This is a genomic window from Neobacillus niacini, from assembly GCF_030817595.1.
In the GTDB taxonomy this organism is placed as follows: domain Bacteria; phylum Bacillota; class Bacilli; order Bacillales; family Cytobacillaceae; genus Neobacillus; species Neobacillus niacini_G.
The window spans coordinates 3,916,058-3,939,237 of sequence record NZ_JAUSZN010000001.1 but is presented as its reverse complement, the minus strand read 5'-3'; the positions used below and the strand labels follow the sequence as shown (position 1 = coordinate 3,939,237).

22 protein-coding genes are annotated in these 23,180 nt (G+C 38.8%); 15 read left to right on the top strand and 7 right to left on the bottom strand.

Annotated features, from left to right (window positions below; translation table 11 throughout):
- The first annotated feature begins 80 nt into the window (after window positions 1-80).
- The 4 genes from mglB (at window position 81) to QFZ31_RS18695 (ending at window position 4,851) form a co-directional block, all read left to right on the top strand.
- The gene (mglB, locus tag QFZ31_RS18710; RefSeq protein WP_307305617.1) at window positions 81-1,145 is read left to right on the top strand and encodes a galactose/glucose ABC transporter substrate-binding protein MglB; all 1,065 of its coding nucleotides are present in this window, start codon (window positions 81-83) and stop codon (window positions 1,143-1,145) included.
- Window positions 1,146-1,452: 307 nt separating this feature from the next.
- Window positions 1,453-2,955, top strand: a complete 1,503-nt coding sequence (mglA, locus tag QFZ31_RS18705) for a galactose/methyl galactoside ABC transporter ATP-binding protein MglA (protein ID WP_307305615.1) — start codon at window positions 1,453-1,455, stop codon at window positions 2,953-2,955.
- A 13-nt stretch (window positions 2,956-2,968) separates the two neighbouring features.
- Window positions 2,969-3,991, top strand: coding sequence for a galactose/methyl galactoside ABC transporter permease MglC (gene mglC, locus QFZ31_RS18700; RefSeq protein ID WP_307305613.1), 1,023 nt, complete (start codon window positions 2,969-2,971; stop codon window positions 3,989-3,991).
- Window positions 3,992-4,095: 104 nt separating this feature from the next.
- Window positions 4,096-4,851 carry an NRDE family protein gene (locus QFZ31_RS18695; protein WP_307305610.1) on the top strand — a complete coding sequence of 252 codons (756 nt, stop codon included), beginning with the start codon at window positions 4,096-4,098 and terminating at the stop codon, window positions 4,849-4,851.
- 73 nt (window positions 4,852-4,924) lie between these two features.
- On the opposite strand, the gene QFZ31_RS18690 is transcribed toward QFZ31_RS18695, so the two are convergent.
- Both QFZ31_RS18690 and QFZ31_RS18685 read right to left on the bottom strand, forming a co-directional pair.
- A complete protein-coding gene (locus QFZ31_RS18690) occupies window positions 4,925-5,086 on the bottom strand; it encodes a DUF3934 domain-containing protein (RefSeq protein ID WP_179603297.1) in 162 nt (53 codons plus the stop codon).
- Between the two features lie 45 nt (window positions 5,087-5,131).
- Window positions 5,132-5,374: a hypothetical protein gene (locus tag QFZ31_RS18685; RefSeq protein ID WP_307305606.1), complete on the bottom strand. Its 243-nt coding sequence runs from the start codon at window positions 5,372-5,374 to the stop codon at window positions 5,132-5,134.
- 240 nt (window positions 5,375-5,614) lie between these two features.
- Between QFZ31_RS18685 and QFZ31_RS18680 the strand changes: the two genes are divergently transcribed.
- Window positions 5,615-6,847 (top strand): Zn-dependent hydrolase, encoded by a 1,233-nt coding sequence (locus tag QFZ31_RS18680; protein WP_307305604.1) that lies wholly within the window; start codon window positions 5,615-5,617, stop codon window positions 6,845-6,847.
- Between the two features lie 44 nt (window positions 6,848-6,891).
- On the opposite strand, the gene QFZ31_RS18675 is transcribed toward QFZ31_RS18680, so the two are convergent.
- Window positions 6,892-8,352: a M20 family peptidase gene (locus QFZ31_RS18675; RefSeq protein WP_307305603.1), complete on the bottom strand. Its 1,461-nt coding sequence runs from the start codon at window positions 8,350-8,352 to the stop codon at window positions 6,892-6,894.
- 246 nt (window positions 8,353-8,598) lie between these two features.
- Between QFZ31_RS18675 and brnQ the strand changes: the two genes are divergently transcribed.
- Both brnQ and QFZ31_RS18665 read left to right on the top strand, forming a co-directional pair.
- The gene (gene brnQ, locus QFZ31_RS18670) at window positions 8,599-9,927 is read left to right on the top strand and encodes a branched-chain amino acid transport system II carrier protein (RefSeq protein ID WP_307305601.1); all 1,329 of its coding nucleotides are present in this window, start codon (window positions 8,599-8,601) and stop codon (window positions 9,925-9,927) included.
- A 488-nt stretch (window positions 9,928-10,415) separates the two neighbouring features.
- Window positions 10,416-10,550 (top strand): hypothetical protein, encoded by a 135-nt coding sequence (locus QFZ31_RS18665; RefSeq protein ID WP_307305598.1) that lies wholly within the window; start codon window positions 10,416-10,418, stop codon window positions 10,548-10,550.
- Between the two features lie 37 nt (window positions 10,551-10,587).
- On the opposite strand, the gene QFZ31_RS18660 is transcribed toward QFZ31_RS18665, so the two are convergent.
- The gene (locus QFZ31_RS18660) at window positions 10,588-10,899 is read right to left on the bottom strand and encodes a YciI family protein (RefSeq protein ID WP_307305596.1); all 312 of its coding nucleotides are present in this window, start codon (window positions 10,897-10,899) and stop codon (window positions 10,588-10,590) included.
- Between the two features lie 12 nt (window positions 10,900-10,911).
- Complete coding sequence (locus QFZ31_RS18655; protein WP_307305593.1) at window positions 10,912-11,919, bottom strand: GNAT family N-acetyltransferase; 1,008 nt, start codon at window positions 11,917-11,919, stop codon at window positions 10,912-10,914.
- A gap of 207 nt (window positions 11,920-12,126) precedes the next feature.
- Between QFZ31_RS18655 and QFZ31_RS18650 the strand changes: the two genes are divergently transcribed.
- Both QFZ31_RS18650 and QFZ31_RS18645 read left to right on the top strand, forming a co-directional pair.
- Window positions 12,127-13,569: a PstS family phosphate ABC transporter substrate-binding protein gene (locus QFZ31_RS18650; RefSeq protein ID WP_307305592.1), complete on the top strand. Its 1,443-nt coding sequence runs from the start codon at window positions 12,127-12,129 to the stop codon at window positions 13,567-13,569.
- Window positions 13,570-13,581: 12 nt separating this feature from the next.
- Window positions 13,582-14,574, top strand: coding sequence for a Gfo/Idh/MocA family protein (locus QFZ31_RS18645; protein ID WP_307305589.1), 993 nt, complete (start codon window positions 13,582-13,584; stop codon window positions 14,572-14,574).
- Between the two features lie 66 nt (window positions 14,575-14,640).
- Here the strand turns inward: QFZ31_RS18645 and QFZ31_RS18640 are convergent.
- Window positions 14,641-15,971, bottom strand: a protein-coding gene (locus tag QFZ31_RS18640; protein ID WP_307305585.1) for an IS3 family transposase whose coding sequence is annotated in 2 segments (ribosomal slippage) — window positions 14,641-15,599 and window positions 15,599-15,971 — 1,332 coding nt in all. Because the reading frame shifts where the segments join, the coding sequence is not laid out codon by codon here.
- A 221-nt stretch (window positions 15,972-16,192) separates the two neighbouring features.
- Here QFZ31_RS18640 and mtnK point away from each other — a divergent pair.
- From mtnK to QFZ31_RS18610, 6 genes are all read left to right on the top strand, one after another.
- The gene (gene mtnK, locus QFZ31_RS18635) at window positions 16,193-17,425 is read left to right on the top strand and encodes an S-methyl-5-thioribose kinase (protein WP_373459863.1); all 1,233 of its coding nucleotides are present in this window, start codon (window positions 16,193-16,195) and stop codon (window positions 17,423-17,425) included.
- Between the two features lie 5 nt (window positions 17,426-17,430).
- Window positions 17,431-18,495: an S-methyl-5-thioribose-1-phosphate isomerase gene (gene mtnA / locus QFZ31_RS18630; protein ID WP_307305582.1), complete on the top strand. Its 1,065-nt coding sequence runs from the start codon at window positions 17,431-17,433 to the stop codon at window positions 18,493-18,495.
- 298 nt (window positions 18,496-18,793) lie between these two features.
- On the top strand, window positions 18,794-19,522 hold the full coding sequence (locus QFZ31_RS18625; protein ID WP_179603308.1) for an amino acid ABC transporter ATP-binding protein: 729 nt from the start codon (window positions 18,794-18,796) through the stop codon (window positions 19,520-19,522).
- Between the two features lie 15 nt (window positions 19,523-19,537).
- A complete protein-coding gene (locus QFZ31_RS18620; protein ID WP_307305576.1) occupies window positions 19,538-20,344 on the top strand; it encodes a transporter substrate-binding domain-containing protein in 807 nt (268 codons plus the stop codon).
- Between the two features lie 90 nt (window positions 20,345-20,434).
- On the top strand, window positions 20,435-21,073 hold the full coding sequence (locus tag QFZ31_RS18615; protein WP_179603310.1) for an amino acid ABC transporter permease: 639 nt from the start codon (window positions 20,435-20,437) through the stop codon (window positions 21,071-21,073).
- A gap of 14 nt (window positions 21,074-21,087) precedes the next feature.
- Window positions 21,088-21,750, top strand: coding sequence for an amino acid ABC transporter permease (locus tag QFZ31_RS18610; protein ID WP_307305572.1), 663 nt, complete (start codon window positions 21,088-21,090; stop codon window positions 21,748-21,750).
- Between the two features lie 217 nt (window positions 21,751-21,967).
- Here QFZ31_RS18610 and tnpB read toward each other — a convergent pair whose 3' ends face one another.
- A complete protein-coding gene (gene tnpB, locus QFZ31_RS18605) occupies window positions 21,968-23,143 on the bottom strand; it encodes an IS200/IS605 family element RNA-guided endonuclease TnpB (protein ID WP_307305568.1) in 1,176 nt (391 codons plus the stop codon).
- Window positions 23,144-23,180: the final 37 nt, after the last annotated feature.

Below are 23,180 nucleotides of genomic sequence, written 5' to 3'. Positions count from 1 at the left end.
ATATATGTAAGGGCTTTCAGTGGTAAAGGGTAAGCGAGTTACCAGAGTCTTTACTAAATAGCAAAAAGGAGAAGGATGACATGTTTAAAAAGAAAAAAGGGTTAGTTCTATCTTTAACAGTTGCATCTAGCATTCTATTAGCAACAGGCTGTGGCAGTACCGAGAGCAGTTCTACAGATTCTGGAAAAGGCAAGGACAGCGATCTGCCAGCGGTAGGTGCAACTATTTATAAATTCGATGACAACTTCATGTCCTATGTACGTCGTGCGATGGAAACTGCAGCAGACGGAAAAGTTAACTTAATGCTAAATGACTCTCAAAATGACCAAGCAAAGCAAGTGGAACAAGTTGATACACTCATAGCAAAAGGGGCAAAATCGCTGGCTATTAACCTTGTAGACCCAAAAGCAGCGCAAACCATTATTGATAAGGCTAAAGTAAAAGACATTCCAGTTATCTTCTTTAACAAAGAGCCAGATGCCTCTGTATTAAAAGGCTATGAAAAAGCTTACTATGTAGGAACGACTTCATCTGAATCTGGTATCCTCCAAGGTGAATTAATCGCCAAGGCTTGGGAAGCAAACAAAGAAAAATGGGATAAAAATGGTGATGGAAAGCTTCAATACGTTTTATTAAAAGGTGAACCAGGTCACCCTGACGCTGAAGCTCGTACTAAATATGTTGTAGATACTGTGAAGGAAAAGGGAATTGAAGTAGATGAATTAGCGTTAGATACAGGAATGTGGGATGCAATGAAAGCAACAGAAAAAATGGATGCTTGGATTGCAAAATACAACGAGAGTATCGAATTTGTTATTGCAAATAACGATGGTATGGCATTAGGTGCTATCGCTTCACTTGAAAAAGCAGGCTACTTCTCTGGTGACAAATTTATGCCAGTCGTTGGGGTAGATGCCATTCCAGAAGCACTTGAAATGATTGAAAAAGGAAAAATGGTTGGATCTGTTTTGAATGATGCGAAAAACCAAGGTGCAGCAACCGTTCAACTAGCTGCCAATGCTGCTAACGGTAAGGACGTATTAGAAGGAACAGAATGGAAATTAGACGACTCCAAAGCGGTTCGTGTACCTTACATCGAAATCACAAAAGACAATATCCAAGTAGGGAAAGACGCATATAAATAGAAAAGCGGAAGCGCCTTGTTCAGGGGCGACAGGCATAAGACGAGCCGGCGAGAAGGTTGCTCTTTAACCTTCTTGACGGATTGGCTTATGACCCCGAGCCCCTAGGCGCTGGAGCTAGACAAGGAAGAAAAGTTGAAGCGCCTGTCCGGGGGCATGATTTTACCCCTATGGCGCTCCTCGAACGAAGGAAAGGATTATTTCTTTTCCTTCGTTCGGGGCGATATTTTATTAGGACTCGATTCAATGAAAGGTAATGAAATTTTTTATAAAAATTGCATGATATATGGTTAGGCAAGGAGGTTTAAGCATGTCGAAGGCCAGTTCAACGAATTTACTCGAAATGATTAATTTAACAAAAAGATTTCCTGGCGTAATTGCTCTTAATAACGTTTCTCTAAAAGTGAAGACAGGGACAGTACATGCCTTAATGGGTGAGAATGGTGCAGGAAAATCGACCTTAATGAAGTGCTTATTCGGGATTTATTCCATGGATGAAGGAAAAATTCTGTTGGAGGGAAAAGAGGTTTCGTTTGCGAATTCAAAGCAAGCTCTTGAAAACGGAGTTTCAATGGTCCATCAGGAACTCAATCAAGTCCGTCAGCAAAATGTTATGGACAATATTTGGCTAGGAAGATATCCGAAAAAAGGCATTTTTATTGATGAAAAGAAAATGTATGAAGATACAGCCGCTATCTTCAAGAGCCTTGACATTAACATTGATCCACGCAGTAAAGTAGGAACCTTATCTGTTTCTGAAATGCAGATGGTGGAAATTGCAAAAGCTGTTTCATACCATTCTAAATTAATCGTAATGGACGAGCCAACTTCCTCCCTTACAGAAAAAGAAGTAAATCATTTATTTACGATTATTAAAAAATTGCAAAGTGAAAACGTAGCGATTATCTATATTTCACACAAGATGGAAGAAATTTTAAAAATCTCTGACGAAGTAACCATCATGCGTGACGGTCAGTACATTGCAACGAAAAGTGCGAAAGAATTAACAACAGACGAAATCATAAAGCTAATGGTTGGCCGTGACTTATCACAGCGTTTCCCGGCTAAGATCAATCAACCTGGGGAGGTCACCCTTAAGGTTAAAGATTTAACTGCAGAAACAGAAGGGTCATTTTCTGCTATTAACTTTGAGTTAAGAAAAGGGGAGATATTAGGGATTGCCGGTTTGGTCGGTTCCAAACGTACAGAGGTTATGGAAGCACTGTTCGGAATCAGAGGAGTTAAATCAGGAAGTATTGAATTAAATGGAAAAATTGTTCAAAATCTTTCCCCGCAGCATGCCATAAAAAATGGCTTTGCATTGGTAACAGAAGAAAGAAGAACAACGGGGATTTATCCACAGCTCAGCATTAGCTTCAACTCAATTATTGCCAACCTACCTCAGTATCGAAAAGGGTTGTTTCTATCAGAAAGCAAAGTCCATGATGATACGAAGTGGGTAATCGATTCAATGAAAGTAAAGACGCCATCACAAAAAACTCCAATCGGAAGTCTTTCGGGCGGTAATCAGCAAAAAGTAATTATTGGACGCTGGCTGCTCACAAAACCGGAAGTATTATTGCTGGATGAGCCAACAAGGGGAATAGATGTTGGTGCAAAATTTGAAATCTATCAACTGATTAATGAGTTAGCAGCGGAAGGCAAAGGGATTATCATGATTTCTTCTGAAATGCCTGAATTACTTGGCGTAACAGACAGAATTTTAGTAATGAGTAATGGAAGAGCGGCCGGAATCGTAGAAACAAAAACGACCACACAAGAAGAAATTATGCGACTGGCAGCGTTGTATTAGGAGGAGATGTAAAATGAATACTCAGGCCACTAAAAGATCTACTATTACAAAATGGCTATTTGATAATGTTATCTATGTATTTTTGATTCTACTAGTTATTGGGATTGTGATTGCGTCTCCTGACTTTTTGTCGATGACGAACTTAATTAATATCCTAAGTCAGTCATCCTCAAGGATCATTATTGCACTTGGGATAGCAGGGATCTTGATATTAGGCGGGACAGACTTATCCGCAGGACGAATGGTCGGACTTGCGGCAGTAGTCTCAGCGTCTTTACTGCAAGCTGGGGATTATGCGTATAAAATGTATCCAAACTTACCGGAATTACCTTTATTCGTTCCTATTATTATTGCAATGTTGGTAACGGGACTATTTGGGACGTTAAACGGGTTTATTGTATCTAAATTTCATGTACCGCCTTTTATTGCAACCCTAGGTATGATGATTGGTGTTTACGGAATTACATCCATTTATTTTGACCGTCCTCCATATGGAGCACAGCCGATTGGCGGCCTAAGCGAAAGTTTTACGACATTTGCGCAAAAAGGAATTAAATTAGGTCAATATGAATTCCCATTTCTGATTTTATATGCAATTGCATTTTCGATCATTATTTGGGTAATGTGGAATAAAACACAACTTGGTAAAAATATGTATGCAATTGGCGGCAATCCAGAAGCTGCAAAGGTTTCCGGCGTTAACGTTGCAAAAAATATTATCATCATTTACATGATCGCTGGTTTATTATATGGATTCTCAGGTACATTAGAGGCAGGCCGTGTTGGCAGTGCAACCAATAATACGGGAAATATGTATGAGTTAGACGCTATTGCAGCCTGTGTAGTTGGCGGTGTTTCTTTATCAGGCGGGATTGGAACTGTACCGGGAGTCATCACAGGGGTGCTAATTTTCCAAGTTATAAATTACGGATTAGCCTTCCTCGGTGTAAGTCCATACATTCAATTTATCGTAAAAGGCGCCATTATCATCGTGGCAGTTGCTTTTGATATGCGAAAACATGCTAAGAAAAAATAATAAAATGGGGCATTCCCTTTATGGGGATGCCTCTATCTTTTGTTAAATCCATAAATTTACTGTTAAAATAAATACAATGGGATTTTTCGGAAGGATGTGTTTTTATGTGCTTAATTCTGTTTGCTTATAACGTCCATCCTGTTTATCAGCTAATGGTTGCTGCGAATCGGGATGAGTTTTATCAGAGACCTACAGCTCCTGCTCATTTTTGGGAAGACGCTCCGGACATCCTCGCAGGAAGAGATTTAGAAAAAATGGGTACGTGGATGGGTGTTACGAGAAGTGGGCAATTTGCTGCTTTAACGAATTATCGGGATCCCAAGGAAGTGACAGAGGGAAAACGGTCACGTGGAGAACTTGTATTAGACGCACTAAAGTATAATGGAGATGTTTTAGAGTATATGAAGAGCCTAGCTAGAAATAATGCCGTATATCCTGGATACAATTTACTGGCTGGCAATGGAGATCAGATATATTATTATTCGAATGTAGGACAGGAGATAAAGAAGTTAATGCCGGGGATTTATGGTGTCAGCAATCATTTATTAAATACGGAATGGCCGAAAGTGCAAATGGGCAAAGCGGGGTTAACAGAGATCATAAACAAAAAACAGACGGATTTAGTAGAAGATCTTTTAACTCTGCTTCAAAAAGCTGACCAAGCTCCAGATGAAAACCTGCCTAGAACTGGTGTATCATTAGAATTAGAGAGAATGCTTTCACCAATGTTTATCAAGAGTGAAAATTATGGAACAAGAAGTTCAACCGTTTTATTAATCTCGGAAAAAGAAATACAGTATGTGGAACGTGTATTTTCCAATAATGAAATAAAGGATCAACAGTATACAATTAAACGGTGATAAAAACTAATCAAACGTTTGATTAGATTGATTGCTAAACTAATTAAACGTTTGATTAACTGTTTGAATGGAATTATTCGGATTTATCGGGGGCCACATCAGGCTCCGCTCTTTTAGTCCCTTTACTGACATAGGGCTTAGCATTTTTTGCTTTTTTAGCACCAGCCTGCCAACGATTCCAGCCCTTCTTACCTGTTCCTCTGCCTACTCCACTTTTCGCCTTTGCTTTGGGCATATAACCACTCCATCATGATTGAAGACAGGATTCTTTTGAAAAAGGTTATTGAGTCTCGTGCCCAAAAAAACCTAATGCATATTTAATACCTTCTTCAATTTCGTTTGTATCATAACCTTGTAAATCCTCATGAGTAATTTCCAGGGTTGTTCTTGATAATGAATAGCCGCTGTCTAAATTAATATCCAGCAGGACTTCAAATCCATTTGCCGTGTTCTTAATTTCAATAATATCATAATCAAGTATAGGTGCTCCCGTTTGGTACTCTAAAGGTTCTAACTCTGACATTACCACACCTCCATCATTACTTCTAGTCCACATTCGAACATAGGTTATACAAAAAGGGGAAAATATAAACATTCTTTTGCAACTTTCTCATTACATACTATAAAACAAAAGAGTGAAATAAATTGATACTTTGTCTAATGACAGACACATGAGAATAGATATAATTAATATTGACAGAATATTACACAATAAAAGACTCCGTTATTAAACCGACCAACATAAAAAAGGAGTGAGATATGCATGCAGCGGCAAAAGCTTTTAATTAATGGGGAAAGATTAAAGAATGAGCTTGAACGATTTGCGCGCTTTGGCAGGACTGACAATAATGGGGTAACCCGTCTAGCATTATCAGAGGAGGATCGTTTAGCCAGAGATTTCTTCCGGTCATGCTGTGAAGAGTTAGGCTTAACCGTGAAGGTTGACGATATTGGCTGTATGTACGCGACTCTAGAAGGTGCTAGGAATCTGCCTCCAATTCTGATTGGCTCCCATCTGGATTCAGTGAAAAAAGGCGGCAGGTTTGACGGTGTGTTAGGCGTTTTAGCTGGTTTAGAAGTTGTACGAACACTGGTAGAAAATAATATCAAACCTCAAATCCCAATCACACTTGTTAATTTTACGAATGAAGAGGGGGCAAGGTTTGAGCCTTCGATGATGGCATCAGGTGTGCTTTCCGGTAAATTTGATAAGAATGTGATGCTGAAAAAGAAAGATTCCGCGGGGATTACATTTGAGGAAGCACTTAAATCGATTGGGTATGAAGGGGAAGTAGAGAATCGACTAAAAGAGGGTACTGCATTCTTAGAATTGCATATTGAACAAGGTCCGATTCTTGAAAAAGAAGCTGTGGCAATTGGCGTGGTCGAATGCGTGGTCGGCATGGCGTGTTTTGATATTGAAATCACAGGTGAATCCGATCACGCAGGAACTACGCCGATGAGTATGAGAAAAGATGCTCTTTTTGCCGCCAATAACCTCATTAATGAAATTCGCAGAGTATTAGGTCCATTAGATGAAGAATTAGTATTTACGATCGGCAGGGTAAACGTGTACCCGAGTATTCATACCGTGATTCCGAATAAGGTTGTTTTTTCTCTAGAAGCAAGACACAAAAATCCTGAGATAGTAAAGACATTTAAAGAATTTGTTGAAGATCTTCCAAATCGCGGTTTAAATGAAGGCTGTGAGGTAACAACAACGAAATTATGGGAGCGGGATACGGTTTGGTTTGATACCGAAATCGTTAACCAATTAGAAAAATCGGCACAGTCACTGGGATATAGTAATAAAAGAATGGTCAGCGGTGCCGGACACGACGCGCAATTTATTGCCAGCCTTGTACCGTCCGCAATGCTATTTGTTCCGAGCTTTAATGGGAAAAGCCATTGTGAAGAAGAACTGACCTCGTGGGAAGAGTGTGAAAAAGGGGTAAACGTATTATTGGATACTGTTTTAGCGTTATTATCGAAGTAAGAGCAGAGACGCCAGGTCATGGGACCTGGTGTCTCTTTAGTACCTCATGAATTCGATTCTTTAATAATTTCAGCGTAAAACTTAATCGCCTGAATAAAGTTATCTTTACTAATATGTTCGTTTGTGCCATGCATTCTGTTTAAGTCCTCAGACGTAATTTGCACGGGCAAAAAACGATAGGTATTTTTGGAGATACTGTCATAATGCTTCGCGTCAGAGCCGGCAAACATTAAATAGGGGGCTATAATCGCGTCTTTATAGATATTTCTTGCCGCCTGTTGGATAGATTTAAATTCCCATCCGTTAGTCGAAGAAACCTTAGAAGCTTCACTTCCGGTAACGGTAACGTTAATAGCATCATCCTCAATCGTATCCTCAATGAAGCTTTTGACATCTTCTAAAGAATCCCCAGGCATTAGACGGTGATTGATAATTGCAGTTGCTTTCTCAGGTAAAGCATTATATTGTTCTCCAGCCTGAAAAATGGTTGGGGCGATGGTGGTTCTAATCAGAGCGGCGGTAGCAGGCTGCTGCAACAGTATTTGCTCAATAATAGGCTCAAAAATGACTTTATTGGCAAAAACATATCTCATCGGAAAACTCATTTCTGGTGCTACATATTCAAATAAGTCTTCACCAGGACCTCGAAGATCACCTTTAAACTGTGTATCTTCAAGCTTTGCTATTGCGCTCGCAATTCGTCCAATGTTGGTGTGGTCTTTCGGCTGAGAGGAGTGTCCGCCGCTTCCTTCAATGGACAATTCTGAGGTAGCAGAGCCTTTTTCAGAGATCCCGACCACTCCTACTGGCTGGTCGACACCGGGAACCATGTTCTCAATAATTGCTCCGCCTTCATCTAATACGAAGTCAAACGTGACTCCTCTATCTTTTAAGGTATTTACAATTATAAGGGCACCTTCAACTCCGCCAATTTCTTCATCAAAACCAAACATTAGAAATACATCTCTGGCTGGTTTGAAACCATCATTGATTAAAAATTCTACGGCTTCTAAGATTCCAATTACACCAACCTTGTCATCCAATGTACCGCGGCCCCATATTATATCGTTTTCAACAGTACCGCTGAAAGGAGGCTGTTCCCAATTCTCTTCGGTACCCGCTAACACAGGAACCACATCATAATGACTCGTTAAGCCAATGGGGTTTTTACTAGAATCTGACCCTTTCCATTTATAAATAAGCCCATACTCATTTATTTTTTCTAATTCGAGTTGAGTGTGTACGGATGGATAACTCTCTTCTAAGAAAGAAATAAACTTATCAAATTCAGTAAAATCAAACTTACTTCGCTCCTGATAGGATATTGTTTTATACGTAATCGCCTTCGAAAGGTGCTCAACAGCTTTAACCTCATTAATCACCACCTCTGTTGGCTGGGGAGAAGGTTGTCTGGAAGTAACTAACATTGCATTGGAAGCGGTTACAATAATAAAGATGATAAGCAATCCACCAATCATCCCGAAAATAAGTCTTCGTTTTTTCATAATAGGAATCCCTCCATTCTCATTTGTATATTTCAATACTATGAAGGGAAATCCCTTTATTTGTTAAACTTGATTTTATTGAGGTCATTTCTATTGAGAATTGAACTACTATTTAAAAAATTCTTTGCAGTTTATCGTGATATTTTGTATATTAATATAGTTATATTATCGAGTACTACTTAATTATCTCTTTATTCTTCGGAAATAAGGAATTGGAAAATATTATATGAAAGATTGGAGCGTCACATGGAACGAAAATTACCATTAAAAGAAATTATAGCCTTAGGCTTTTTTATGTTTGCCTTATTTTTAGGTGCTGGGAATATTATTTTCCCGCCATTACTTGGTCAGCAGGCTGGTGAATCCCTATTGTCAGCTACCATTGGGTTTTTAGCAACGGGTGTTGGCCTGCCTCTTTTGGCTGTCTTTACCATCGCGAGATCAGGTGGGGATTTAAATGACTTATCAAATAGGGTACATCCCGCATTCGCTAAGGTGTTTCCGGTTATTATTTATTTAACGATTGGACCATTATTCGGAATCCCTCGTACCGGAACGGTTACGTATGAGATTGGTGTTGCTCCCTTCCTGCCAAACGAAAGCAGCATGGGGTTATTTATATCAACATTGGTATTTTTCCTTATCACCTATTGGCTCGCACTTAATCCAGCAAAGCTAGTGGATCGTGTGGGAAAAGTTCTTACACCGTTACTTTTACTATTAATCGTAATAATTTCAATCAGAGGATTTGCTTCTCCGATTGGTTCCATTGGTGAGGCAGTAGGAAAATATAGAGACGGAGCGTTTTTTGGCGGGTTTGTCGAAGGGTATTTAACGATGGACGCGATCGCTGCTCTTGTTTTTGGGGTTGTTGTGATTAATCGCGTGCAGGAAATGGGAATAAAATCAGCAGCTGTTATTCGTTCTTATACGATTAAGGCGGGAATCATTGCAGGTATGGGATTATCGTTTGTCTATATATCCTTATCATTTATTGGTGCCACCTCTGTAGAGGGTGTAGGAATGCAGGAAAATGGCGGGGATATTCTTTCTTCTGTCACATCACTTTTATTCGGACCATTTGGGTCCATCATTCTTGCGTTGGTTATCACCGGAGCCTGTTTAACCACTTCTGTAGGTTTGGTGGCTGCATGTGGTGAGTATCTAAGTCAACGATTTCCTAGACTTTCCTATACAGTTGTCGTGACCATTCTTTGTTTATTTAGTTTTACAATGGCGAATCTAGGTTTAAGTCAATTAATTTCTTTCTCTATACCACTGTTAATTACTATTTATCCGATTGCAATTGTCCTGATTTTATTATCTCTATTGCACTCCTATATACCAGTGTCGAGGGCTGTTTATATAGGTGCAACCATTGGTGCGGGAATAATTAGTATATATGATGGTTTATCAACTGCTGGTATTGAAATAGCATCCATTTCTACAGCATTTTCTTTCATACCGCTTTACACAAATGGATTAGGATGGCTGCTCCCAAGTATCGTGGGAGGTCTGATAGGGTTACTTTTTCAATATACAAAGCTATTTAATTTGGCAGTATCATCAAAATAAGAGACTAGGGGCATGCTCCCTAGTCTTTTTAATGTAATGCTCTGTTATGATTCATTGATGATTTTCGTGTAGGGGTGTGAAACCATAGGCGGAGAAATTCCGGCTATTGTATATAAAGGAACCTTATGAAGCAGATATAAGCGGAGAAATTCCGGTTAACTGCTTTAAATAAGACAAATTCCAAGGATTTGGATACAATAAGCGGAAAAACTCCGCTTATTTTTAAGGAAATATGGGTATTTCCCAATTTAAACGGAAACTCTCCGCTTATTTTCCAAACACAGTGAAATCAACATTCAGTTTTAACAGAGCCTAATGTATGTAAAATAACGAAAAACCGTGAAATCATAAGAAAACTGGTTATAATACACGCTTACAATGAATATGTTAACGTTTTTTTGGCAAATGTTTCCGTTTTCCATCGCTTTGTAAAAAGTCACACCAATGTACGATAATAAAGATATAAATCATACAAAGGTGGTAATAAAATGAAAAAGGCAATTGAAAACTTTATGGATACTTACGGAAAATACATCGTGGCATCAACATTTGCTCAAAAACAATGGACTAAAAATGAATTAGAGTATGTGGTAAGCTTGTTTAGAGACGATTCTCAAAGATAATGTTGAGATTCGTTTTTTTTATTTAGTTGTAATTAGGCTACCCTTTTCTTATTAACGCTACGCGATATGGAAAAAGTTGTGCCTCCATGATTCCCTCTTTTACAGCTGGGTCATTTTCCATCAGTTCTCTTGCTTCTTCCTCAGAGTCAACTTCAAGAATAACAATCCCCATCCCAGATGGATCCATATTCAATGTTCTGCCAGCTAAGATAAGTTTTCCTTCCTGCAGCAATCCTTGCAGGACCGCGAAATGATCTTGAACAATGGCTTCTTCTTTTTCTGTCCAATTGGCTTCCTCCAATAATGAAGGAATAAGGTTAAGCTTGTATAAAAACTGCAACTTTTCCATGAAATAACCCCCTTAAAGTAATGCTTTGCGAATACGGTAATGTCCTTTTCCAGGCAGATAGCCTAAACCTCTATTAATCTTTTGCATAGCTTCATTTCCAGCTTCCGTTTCAGTCGTCATCGTATGAGCACATTCATTTAGCGCCGCTTGAATGGATTGAAGTTTTAGGGCTTTGGCGATTCCGCGGCCGCGATAAAGTCGATCGACCCCTGTGTAATCCGTATACATGACCCCTGTCTCCTCTGTACTGAATAGGGTAGACACTCCAACAAAACGATCACCATCAAGAGCGATAAATACCCACTTTTCTTGCGAATAATCTTCAGGAAGTGCCTCCTTACGCCACTCCGGAAAAGCAGGAAGATTCCCAAATTGCCCTGGGTTGTCTTTTGATGTGTCTACATATAAATCATATAATTTCTTTTCTGAAACCTCGCCTGAAATATCAGCTAAGGTAACAAAGGTGATACCAGAATTCTGTAATCTATATACGGAGTCTGCAAAATTGGTTAAGTCTAACTGATTTAAGTTTAACCTTAATTCAAAAATATGTGCATCCAGTAAAAAACCATGCTTCTGTGCAAAAGGAAGGGAGCCTGGAATCCAGTCCTTTACTTCAGATAGTAAGACGGAAGCTTTGTAACTGGCTGCCCAACTTTCAAGGTGACCAAGAATCAGTTCCCCAACACCTTGTCTTTGAAAATCCGGATGAACGCAAAAAGAACTCGCAAGTTCACCTAGATCACTCCATGGAGCCCGCCATGAGGCGCCATATCCAACGACCTGCCCATTTGTGTGTTCCGCTAATACTCTTATTCTCCCAAAACCTGTTAGCAGTCCATTATCATTTAATGTGAGTGTAGATTTCTGAGGAATATAGCGGTCTTCATCCTCAAGGGCTTTTGGTGTTGTATAGCCAGGTTCAATTGAGTTATACAGCATGGCGATATGCTTATAATCTTCTGGTAACCGAAGATCTCGAAGCTTTACTTGTATAGAGATATTACTATTAAATACCACTAAGATCTTCCTCCAAATAAAAGATTAGGAATTATATTATTCTATTTATTGTAATAAAATCCTTCTTTTGCTTAAGCATGAGAAGGCCGTTTGCATTGAGGTTTCGAAATACTATCAAATACCATTTAATGGTAGTGTTGTAAAATAGTTCAATATAGTGTAAAATTACACTAGTGAAGAATGCAAAAAGTCTTAGGAGTGGTATGTATGGGAAAAAATATGTCTCAAATGTTTTTGTATTTTGGTGTAGTTCCACTTGTTATTTCATTTATCACACTGTTTATTACAACAAACAATTTTTTGATTAATATTATTCTGCCTCTTATCATTGGCGGGTGTATTGCTGGTGGGATTGCCAGTAAGAGACTGCTCAAAATAGAAGAAGATAGCAGACATAGTTTTCTTTTCCTCCTTCCAATCGTTTATACAGCTGTATTATGGGCAATTTTTATGCTGATTAGCGGGGGATTTCTCGGGGCTGATTCATGGTTAGTTTATGGTATTTTACATATAGCTATGGCACCAATCTTTTTTATAACGATGTTAATGGGCGAAGGAAGATTGTTTCTTTGGGCACCTTTAGCATATGAACTAGCATTTGTGTTTACTCTTTTCGTAGCATTCCTCATAAAAAAGGTCCGCCCTACTTTTAACAAAAAGCAAGTGGTGACGCTATTGGCAGTATTCATCTTGGCAATCGGTATAGGAGCTGGCGTTCAGTGGCAGCGAAGTAAGACGGTGCTGCCATCCTATGGCTTTGAGTATGGCGGCGGCTATTCATCTACGGATCTAACACCTTATGAAGTAACAAATCCAAGTAATATTCTGCCTAAATTAGAATCACCTTCTACTTTTACGATTAAGAATTCTAGTGAAATGCCTAGATTAGATGGTGCAGAAGCAGCATACCCAGTCTATTCTGCTTTTGCTAACACAGTCTACGAAAACATCAGTAAAGTCGATAATGTTATGGATATTGTTAGCTTCACAAATACAATTTACGCCTATGAACGGCTCTTGTCTGGTGAAGTGGACATATACTTTGGTGCAGAACCCTCGAAAGAGCAGCAGGAAATGGCAAAAAGGCAGGGAAAGGAACTGGTCATGACACCGATTGGCAAGGAAGCATTTGTCTTTTTTGTTAATCCGGATAATAAGGTAGATAGCTTGGATGTCTCTGAGATTCAGAGCATTTATTCTGGGAAAATAAAGAATTGGTCTGAACTTGGTGGACAGAATGAAAGAATAATAGCCTTCCAACGTCCGAAAAATTCCGGCAGCCAAACGCTCCTCGAAAAGATTATGGGTGACATACCCATTTTGGAGCCTTTAAAGGAAGATGTACCAGAAGGAATGGGCGGGATTATCGAACAGGTGGCTGATTATCGGAATTATGATAATTCAATTGGATTTTCATTTCGCTTTTTTGCAACAGGAATGAGAGACCATTCAAATATTAAACTACTTGCAATCAATGGTGTCGAACCAACACCGGTGAATATTGCGAGTGGAAAATATCCTTTTACTGCTAACCTTTATGCGATAACATTAAAGAATAACTCCAAGACAACCATTGAACCCTTTCTGGAGTGGATGAAAGGGCCACAGGGTCAAGAAATTATTGAAAAAATAGGTTATATAAAAAACTAGGAGGAATCTCAGATGGAAAAGGTAAGATGGGGAATTTTAAGTACCGCAAATATTGCTCAAAAATCATTAATCCCTGCATTTGAAAGGGCAAATAATGCTGTGGTCACAGGAATTGCTTCAATCAGTGGAAAAGCTGAAGAGGTTGCAGCACAATTTAATATTGCAAAGTCATACAGCAGTTATGAAGCAATGCTCCAAGACCCAGAGATTGACGCAGTCTATATTCCGCTGCCAAACCATTTACATAAAAAGTGGACACTTGAAGCGGCCAAACATGGCAAGCATATTCTATGCGAAAAGCCTGCGTCTTTAACGGCACAAGAAACGCAAGAAGTGGTTGAATTTTGCAAACAAAAGAACGTTAAATTTATGGAAGCATTTATGTACCAATTTCACCCGCAGCATGAACGGGTGAGAGAAATCATCAAAAGTGGCGAAATTGGTGAAGTTAAATACATGAGGGCCAGCTTTTCGTTTTTCCTTGCCCAGCCAGAAGGCAATGTCAGAATGGACTCATCTAAAGGTGGAGGAAGTCTTTATGATGTTGGCTGTTATGCCATCCATGCCATTCGGAATATTATAGAGTCTGAGCCAGTAGAAGTTCATGTTCAAGCGAATATGGATTCTGACTATAAAGTAGACACATCTGCTTTTGGTTATATGCAAATGGAAAATGGTGTTCGCGCTCATTTTGATTGCAGCTTTGACACGGTTTTTAGAGCAGAGTATGAAGTGATTGGAACAAAAGGCCAGATAAAGGTCCCAAGAGCATTCCGTCCAGATAATCATGGGGGAGAAGGACTTATTATTGTCATCAAAGAAGCTGAAACGAGAGAAGAGAAAATAGTTGCCGATATTTATCGAGCTGAGGTTGAGCATCTCTCGCAAGTGATTTTGGAGGATGGCGAACCATCTTATACAGGCGAAAATGCCATTCAAAATATGCGTGTGATCGAGGCTTGTTATCAGTCTATAAAAACAGGAAATAGTATTAAATTGGTATAATAAAAGCCAGCATACTCCCTGAACTGTGACCCATAAAATGGACAGTCTAAAAAAAGACCAGAATATTTACGCTGCTAATAAGTGACTCCGGTATTGTGCCGGAGTCATTTTATTTAGACTCCACTGATAACGGCTATTGTTGTATTCCTCCATATAGTTTCCTATCAATTCTTGTAATTCTTCAAAGGTTTGGCATGAAGAATAGTCAACTTCATCCTTTAAATGCCCAAAGAATGATTCCATTGGGGCATTATCCCAACAATTCCCCTTACGGGACATCGACTGAGTGAGTTCCATCTTTTTAACTCTTTTTTGAAATTCTGGATGGGTATAATGGAACCCTTGGTCCGAGTGAATCATAGCTTCTGGATGAATGATTCCACCCAGTGCATCAGAGAGCTTGTCCAATGTAGAATACACCAGATCCATTTTTAAAGTTTTGGACAAATGGTAAGCCATAATTTCCCTTGTAGAAGCATCTTTTACACATGATAAATAGGCAGGTTGCGAAGAACCGAAATACACATAAGTAATATCTGTTAATAATACTTTCCCAGGTTCTTCTTGGTTAAATTCCCTATTTAATAGGTTAGGGAGGGTCTTATGTTCTTGTGTTGCTTTGGCCATTTGCTTATAAGGATTTATCTGGCGGACTTTCGCTACTAAATTATACTTTCTCATAATGCGACGAATCTTTTTATGATTCATCTCCACAAAATAATCATTATCTAAAATCATTTTAATTGTTAAGGCACCTGCGTATCCCTTTTTCTTATCGAATATTTCCTTGATTAACACATAATCTTTCCAATCGTTCTCTTCTCGTTCATTACGCTTGTTCTCAGCCTTTAGCCAAGCATAATATCCACTTCGACTAACCTCAGCCTTTTCACATAGGAATTTCACCATATGTTTAAGATTAAACTTTCGAATTGTATTTTCAATAAGCGCATACTTCTCTGAAATTGTTACTTTTTCTTCTTCTTCGCCTGCCTTTCGAGTTCGTCTAACTTTTTTAAGAATTCAAGTTCAGCTTCTAAATATTTAATACGCGCTTCAGCTTTCTTAAGGTTGTCCTCCGCCGAAAGAGGCTTTGAAGAAGGTCTACCTGTAGCTCCTTTTCCACGTCGTTCTGTGAAGAAGCCATCCTCTCCAAACTCCTCATATGTTTTCCTCCAGCGTTTCAAACATTGTCCTGGTTTATCGGTCCCAATTACCTCTAAGTCAAATCCGTGTTCAATAAAAATTTGGGCAGGACCTTTACCATTTGAATTTTCCTTAATTGCTTCAACCTTAAACTCTGGTTTATAGGATATCGAACGCTCAGATACGTGTTGTACATTAGGGTTCTGTTCAAGTAACTTCATTTGAATCTCATTAAAAATAATTTTACTCAACTTTATGTCCTCCGCTCACATCTTTGAAATGATTATAAACGGGTTTCTATAAAATGGACACAGAAAAACCCGAATAACGGACTTTTTTAATAGTGTCCATTATTCGGGTTATAGTTCACCCAAAGAGTATGCTGTTTTTTTATTTGTCCTAGAATTAATCGGTTCTAACTCTCTCCTTGGATTAACATACTATAAAAAGAAATAATTTGGAGGGGTACGTAATGAAGGATTTCACAGCTGATTATTTCACCATGACGGAACAAGACGCAATTGAATATGCAAAAGCAATCAAGCTCTTTCCAGAAGATGCGGGTTTGACTTGTAAAGAAATTGGTGATGGTAACTTAAACTATGTTTTTAAAATAGTAGATATAAAAAACAATCAGTCAATCATTATTAAACAAGCAGGACCGGTGGCACGAATCTCTGATGAATTCAAACTTTCACCGGACCGTAATCGGATTGAAAGTGAAATCCTCGGACTCCAATACAAACTAGCTCCTGGTTTTGTGCCAAAGGTATACAACTATGATCCTATTATGAACTGCACGGTAATGGATGATTTATCCGATCATGAGATTATGAGAACAGCGTTAATAAAACATAAAAAATTCCCGCTTTTTGCCGACCATATTTCTACTTTTCTAGTCAATACCTTATTATTAACATCCGATGTTGTGGTAGAACATAAGGAAAAGAAAGAACTTGTTAAGCGATTCATAAACCCCGAGCTTTGTGAAATAACAGAGGATTTGGTTTACACAGAACCTTTTTATGATTGCCCTCGAAATGAGGTGTTTGAGGGATCAAAGGAATTTGTAAGAGAGAACATCTGGAATGATAAAAAATTAATACTAGAAAGTGCGAAGTTAAAATTTGAGTTTATGACAAATGCTCAGTCGTTACTGCATGGCGACCTTCATACGGGATCTATTTTTATAAAAAAGGATTCTACCAAGGTAATTGACCCTGAATTCGCCTTTTATGGACCTGCCGGCTATGATATTGGGAATGTGATTGCCAATCTTATTTTTGCTTATACAAATGGTAAGGTTACGATTGAAGGGGAGGAAACCCGGGATGACTATTTGAATTATCTAATCACCACGATTAAAGATGTTGTAAATTTATTTACTGATAAATTCAACAAAGCTTGGGATGAGAAAGCGACAGAACGTGTGGCAAGCTATGAAGGATTTAAGGGATATTATTTAGATACTATTTTAAGAGATACTGCAGCTGTGGCAGGACTTGAGCTTTTAAGAAGAGTTATAGGACTTGCAAAGGTTAAGGATTTAACTACCATTGAGGACCGTGAAGCAAGAATCCGTGCCGAAAAAATTTGTTTAATTGCTGGAAAAACATTTATATTAAATCGCGATTCCATTAAAACTGGAACTGATTTTATCAACGTGATTCAATCTGCAGAACTTACATCTGTGAAAGGGGCATAAACGTAGTGGGAAATCCAGTTACTGTCATACAATCCGTAAGACTAGATGATGAGAATGATACATTAGTATTATTAGATCAAACGGTATTACCTAACGAAACGAATTTCTTAGAATTAAAGGAAATGGAAGATATATGGGACGCAATTTATCAATTAAAGGTACGTGGAGCGCCAGCAATTGGGATTGCAGCGGCATATGGTGCCTATTTAGGAACAAAGAAATCTACTGCAGAAAATTATAAAGCTCTTTTTGCAGAATTTAAGAAGGTGAAGGATTACTTGGCTACTTCACGGCCAACAGCTGTAAACCTGTTTTGGGCATTAAATCGGATGGAGGATCGATTTAAACACGAAGCAGGCAAAAGTGTGGCAGAAGTAAAGGCAGCACTGAAAGAGGAATCTGAAAACATTCGTGCGGAGGATGAAAAGATCTGCGAAGCGATTGGGGAAAATGCACTATCCTTACTTGAGCCAGGGTGGGGATTACTAACGCATTGTAATGCTGGTACCATCGCAACGGCCAAATACGGAACGGCATTAGCTCCGATTTATTTAGGTCAGGAAAAAGGTTATGACTTCAAAGTCTATGCAGATGAAACAAGACCATTACTCCAGGGTGCCCGCTTAACAGCATGGGAGTTGCAGCAGGCTGGAGTAGATGTCACATTAATTTGTGATAATATGGCTTCCATCGTGATGAAGGAAGGTAAAATTCAAGCTGTGCTAGTCGGCTGTGACCGTGTTGCGGCAAATGGCGATTCAGCGAATAAAATTGGAACATCTGGTGTTGCGATTCTCGCGCAGCACTACAATATTCCATTTTATGTTTGCGCACCATTATCTACAATTGATTTAGAATGCGAAACAGGCGACCACATTCATATTGAATTGCGCCCATCTGAAGAAATCACAACGAAGTGGTATGAGCAATCCATGGCACCAGAGGGTGTTCAAACATACAATCCTGCCTTTGATGTTACCGACCATTCATTAATCACCGGGATTGTTACGGAAAATGGAATTGCGTATGCACCATATACCGAAAGCCTGCCAAAAATGTTTAAAAAATAAAAATCTTAAAACTGAGTGAATTGATAAATTTTGAAGTGCTTTTCAAATATTTAAAAGCCAAATTAACATTCGGTTTGACATAGTAATGGGTATTTTAACGATGCAAAACCTCGCCGCTATATTGGCGAGGTTTCTTTTTGATTTCACTATATAAGATAGTATTAAAAGCCTATAAAAAACAGGTAATTTGTCATGAATTGACAGTATTGACAAAATGCGACTATAATTTACTTAATTCTGAAAATTTTTAAAAGTAGAAACTCGATATTTGATAGGTATTGTAATCAGGAGGTCAAGCATGATTGTATTTAATCAGGTAAATAAGTTTTATGGAGATTTTCAAGTCTTAAAAGATATTAATCTCACAATCAATCAAGGTGAAGTAGTCGTTGTAATAGGCCCATCCGGTTCAGGGAAAAGTACTCTGCTGCGCTGTATCAACCACCTGGAAACAATCTCCGACGGGACGCTCACCGTAAATGGGATATCTGTAGGGGATAAAAAGACAGATATCAATAAGCTAAGGCGCAATATTGGCATGGTTTTTCAGCACTTTTATTTATATCCTCACAAAACCGTGCTTGAAAATATCACTCTAGCTCCTATGAAAGTATTGGGCCAATCCGAAAAAGAAGCTAAGGATACTGCCAGACAATATCTCGAGAAGGTAGGTATTTTAGATAAGGCCGAATCATATCCATCCCAGCTTTCCGGTGGCCAGCAGCAGCGTGTAGCAATAGCCCGGGGACTTGCAATGAAACCAGAAATTATGCTTTTTGATGAACCAACCTCTGCACTCGATCCCGAAATGATCGGGGAGGTTCTAGATGTTATGAAGACCCTGGCAAGGGAAGGCATGACAATGGTCGTAGTAACCCACGAAATGGGCTTTGCCAGAGAGGTTGCCGACCGAATCGTTTTTATGGATGCAGGAAGAATTTTAGAAGAGGCTGTTCCGGCTGAATTTTATGAGAATCCTCGTGAAGAACGGGCGCGCTTATTTCTCAGCCGTATATTAAATCATTAATAGGGGGTAAATGGAATGTTCAAAACAAAAAATTTCGTGAAAATGGCGTTAATCACTGCAATGGCTGCCATATTTCTTGCCGGGTGCGGCGGGGACAAGGTGTCTACTGATAGCAGCAAGGATGTACTAGCCCAAATCAAGGAAGACAAAAAAATTGTATTTGGCGTAAAGCATGACACGCGTTTGTTTGGATTGAAAAATCCATCAACAGGTGAAGTGGAAGGGTTCGATATCGATCTTTCCAAAGCGTTGGCAGAAGAAATGTTTGGCAAGGATGTTAAGCCCGAGTTCGTTGAAGTTACTTCGAAGACAAGGGTAGGTCTCTTAAATAATGGTAAGGTTGATGCGGTTGTCGCTACGATGACAATCACGGAAGAACGCAAAAAAGAAGTTGATTTTACTGATGTTTATTTTGATGCCGGTCAATCATTGCTTGTGAAAAAAGGCAGCAAGGTTCAGAGCATTGATGACTTGAAAAAAGGCACAACGGTGCTTGCTGTTAAAGGCTCGACATCTTCAATCAATATTCGTGAGAAAGCGCCTGAAACAACAGTACTTGAATTTGAAAACTATGCTGAAGCCTTTACAGCACTAAAGGCAGGTAAGGGTGATGCCCTGACAACAGATGATTCCATTCTTTACGGTATGGCAGAAGAAGATCCATCATTTGAATTAGTCGGAGGAACCTTTACAGAAGAACCTTACGGAATTGCTGTTAAAAAAGGGAATAAAGAGCTTGTGGATGAGTTGAATAAAGCCTTAAAAAGCCTGAAGGATTCAGGAAAGTACGATGAGATTAAGGATAAATGGATTAAAAATTAATTATTAATACCAGGTTTCTCATCAGGATGGGCGTAATCCGTATGCAATCTTTCGGAGTGAGCTCATCCTGATTATTTAGGAGGAGATCGTTTGCTGGATTTCTCGATACTAACGACTAATATGGATTCATTTTTAGAAGGATTAAAAATAACCATAATTGCCAGTTTAATAGCTTTATTAGGAAGTTTTATTTTGGGAACACTTCTTGCTGTTATGCGAATTTCCCCGTTTAAACCTCTTAACTGGTTGGGGACGGCATATGTTGAATTTATTCGTAATATACCTGTACTAGTTATTGTGTTTTTCGCTTATTTGGCTGGTAACTTTGGCGGGATGACTGCAGGAACAATCGGGTTGACTATCTATACAGCCGCTTTCATCGCTGAAGCCATCCGTGCCGGAATTATGTCTGTACCAAAAGGGCAAATGGAAGCTGCCCGTTCGACAGGATTAACTTACGGCCAGGCAATGAGAATAGTTATACTCCCTCAGGCTATAAAGATCGTTATCCCCCCTCTGGGCAACCAATTTATCAATTTAGTTAAAAATTCATCCTTGTTAGCAGTTGTTGCAGGAGGGGATTTAATGTATCAGGGGGATTTAATATCTGCAAAAACGTACGTAACCTTTGATACCTATGTTTTCGTTGCCTTATTTTATTTAATATTAACTATACCTTTAAGTCTTGGCGTAGGATATTTAGAAAAACGCTTAGCAAGAAGTAATTAAGGGAGGTGCGCAAGATGGATTTTCTAGCACCGTTCATTGAAGTATATACACCTGAACATTTCAAGTTTTTGCTGGAAGGATTTGGAGTAACCCTTAAGGTTGCTGCGATTTCAATCGTGCTCAGCTTCATTATTGGCGGACTTATAGGGACTCTAAGATACGCGCGGATACCGGTAGTTTCTCCATTACTTGCTGTGATTGTTGAGACAATACGTAACCTTCCTCTGCTGCTAATCATTTTCTTCACCTATTTTGCACTGCCCGAAATCGGGATCGAAATGGAAATAACGACAGCGGCCATCGCAGCATTGACGGTTTTTGAATCAGCCATGCTATCAGAAATTATCCGAAGCGGTTTAAACTCTATTCATAAAGGACAAATTGAAGCAGGACGCGCGTCTGGCTTGAACTACAACCAGACATTACGCTATATTATCCTGCCTCAGGCGCTGAGAAGAATGGTACCTCCGATTGTCAGTCAATTTATTTCACTGCTTAAAGATACATCGTTAGCTGTCGTCATCGCCTTGCCGGATTTATTACATAACGGACAAATTATTTACGCGCAAAAAGGATCGTATGTGATACCTGTTTTTATAATTGTGGCGTTGATGTACTTTATCGTTAATTATGCTTTGTCACTAGTTGCGCGTAGGTTAGAATTAAAGCAGTCTTAAGAATCCGGCTCATTATTTGGGCCGGATTTTTTACTTCCAATAGGTTGCTTCATTTCTTTCCTTTTTGTTTTAAAAAGTTCATAGTTTATCATAGAATACATAAAAAGGTTTCTAACAAATTTACTGCACAACCTTGAACAACTCACCGCTTAACGACCTTATGGTCTGTTTGAAGCGGGAGATTCCTAAGAACACCAGTGTATCCACTAGTTATTGATTAGGCGATCCCCGTCGCTCCGACGGTTAGTAGTCTTACGGCTTCATTTTTAAGATTTAAGCTAGCGTTAATATCTCGATCATGATGGTTATGGCACTTAGGACATTCCCATTCACGCAATCCAAGATTTTTAACGTCTTTATTTTGATAGCCGCAACACGAACAAAGCTGACTGGATGGAAAGTTTTTTGCTACTGTCACGACTTGTTTACCATACCATTTCGCTTTATATTCAATCATGGTTTTGAATTTTGACCATGCTGCTTCACTGATGGCCTTGGCAAGGTTGTGACTTTTCAACATATTACTAACAGACAAATCTTCTATTCCAATAATGTCGTGGTTTTTGACAATCTCGGTAGAAATTTTGTCTAAGTAATCTTTTCTTGTATTCGCTATCTTTTCATGAATAAGAGCTACTTTAATTTTAGCTTTATACCAGTTCGCACCGCCTATTGTTCGTCTACTCATGATTCGTTGTGCCTTTGCTAATTTCTCTTCTAATGTGCAGAAGAATCTTGGATTGGAGTACGTTGTTCTATTTGAAAGAATGGCGAAATCTTTCAGTCCAACATCTATCCCAATAGCTGATTGAGTTTTCGGTAGTTCTGCAACTTCCACTTCTGTTCCTAACGAAACAAAGTATTTGCCTGAAGGATTCCGTCTAATCGTAGCTTTTAGAGTACGTCCCTCAACTTCACGACTGTTTGCAAAACGAACGAGTCCAAGTTTAGGAAGTTTGATATAGTTGTTTATGATGGAAATGTTTCCGTTTGTATGCTTGGTTGTATAAGATTGAATTGGATTCTTTTTAGACTTAAATCGTGGATATTTATTTAGTTTTTTATAGTATCTATCGAAAGAATCAGCTATAATTTCTGCTGATTTTTGCAAGGCAATACTATCGACTTCCTTCAAGAAAGAATACTGTTTTTTTAATTCTTTAACCGCCTTAACCGTTTCATATTTATTTAAGCACTTGCCTTTCCAGTTGTTTGATTGAAGTTGACCGTTTTGAACCATTTCTTCGCAGATATACCAGTAAGCATCTTTTTCTTTTTGTTTGCCGAGAAAGAAATTGAATACAAACCTGGAACAGCCAATGGTTTTATTAATGAGTTCAATCTGCTTTTTGTTTGGATAGATGCGAAATTTATAGGATTTATTAACTAACATATTGATTGTCACCTCACTCATCAGGAACATTTGTTCT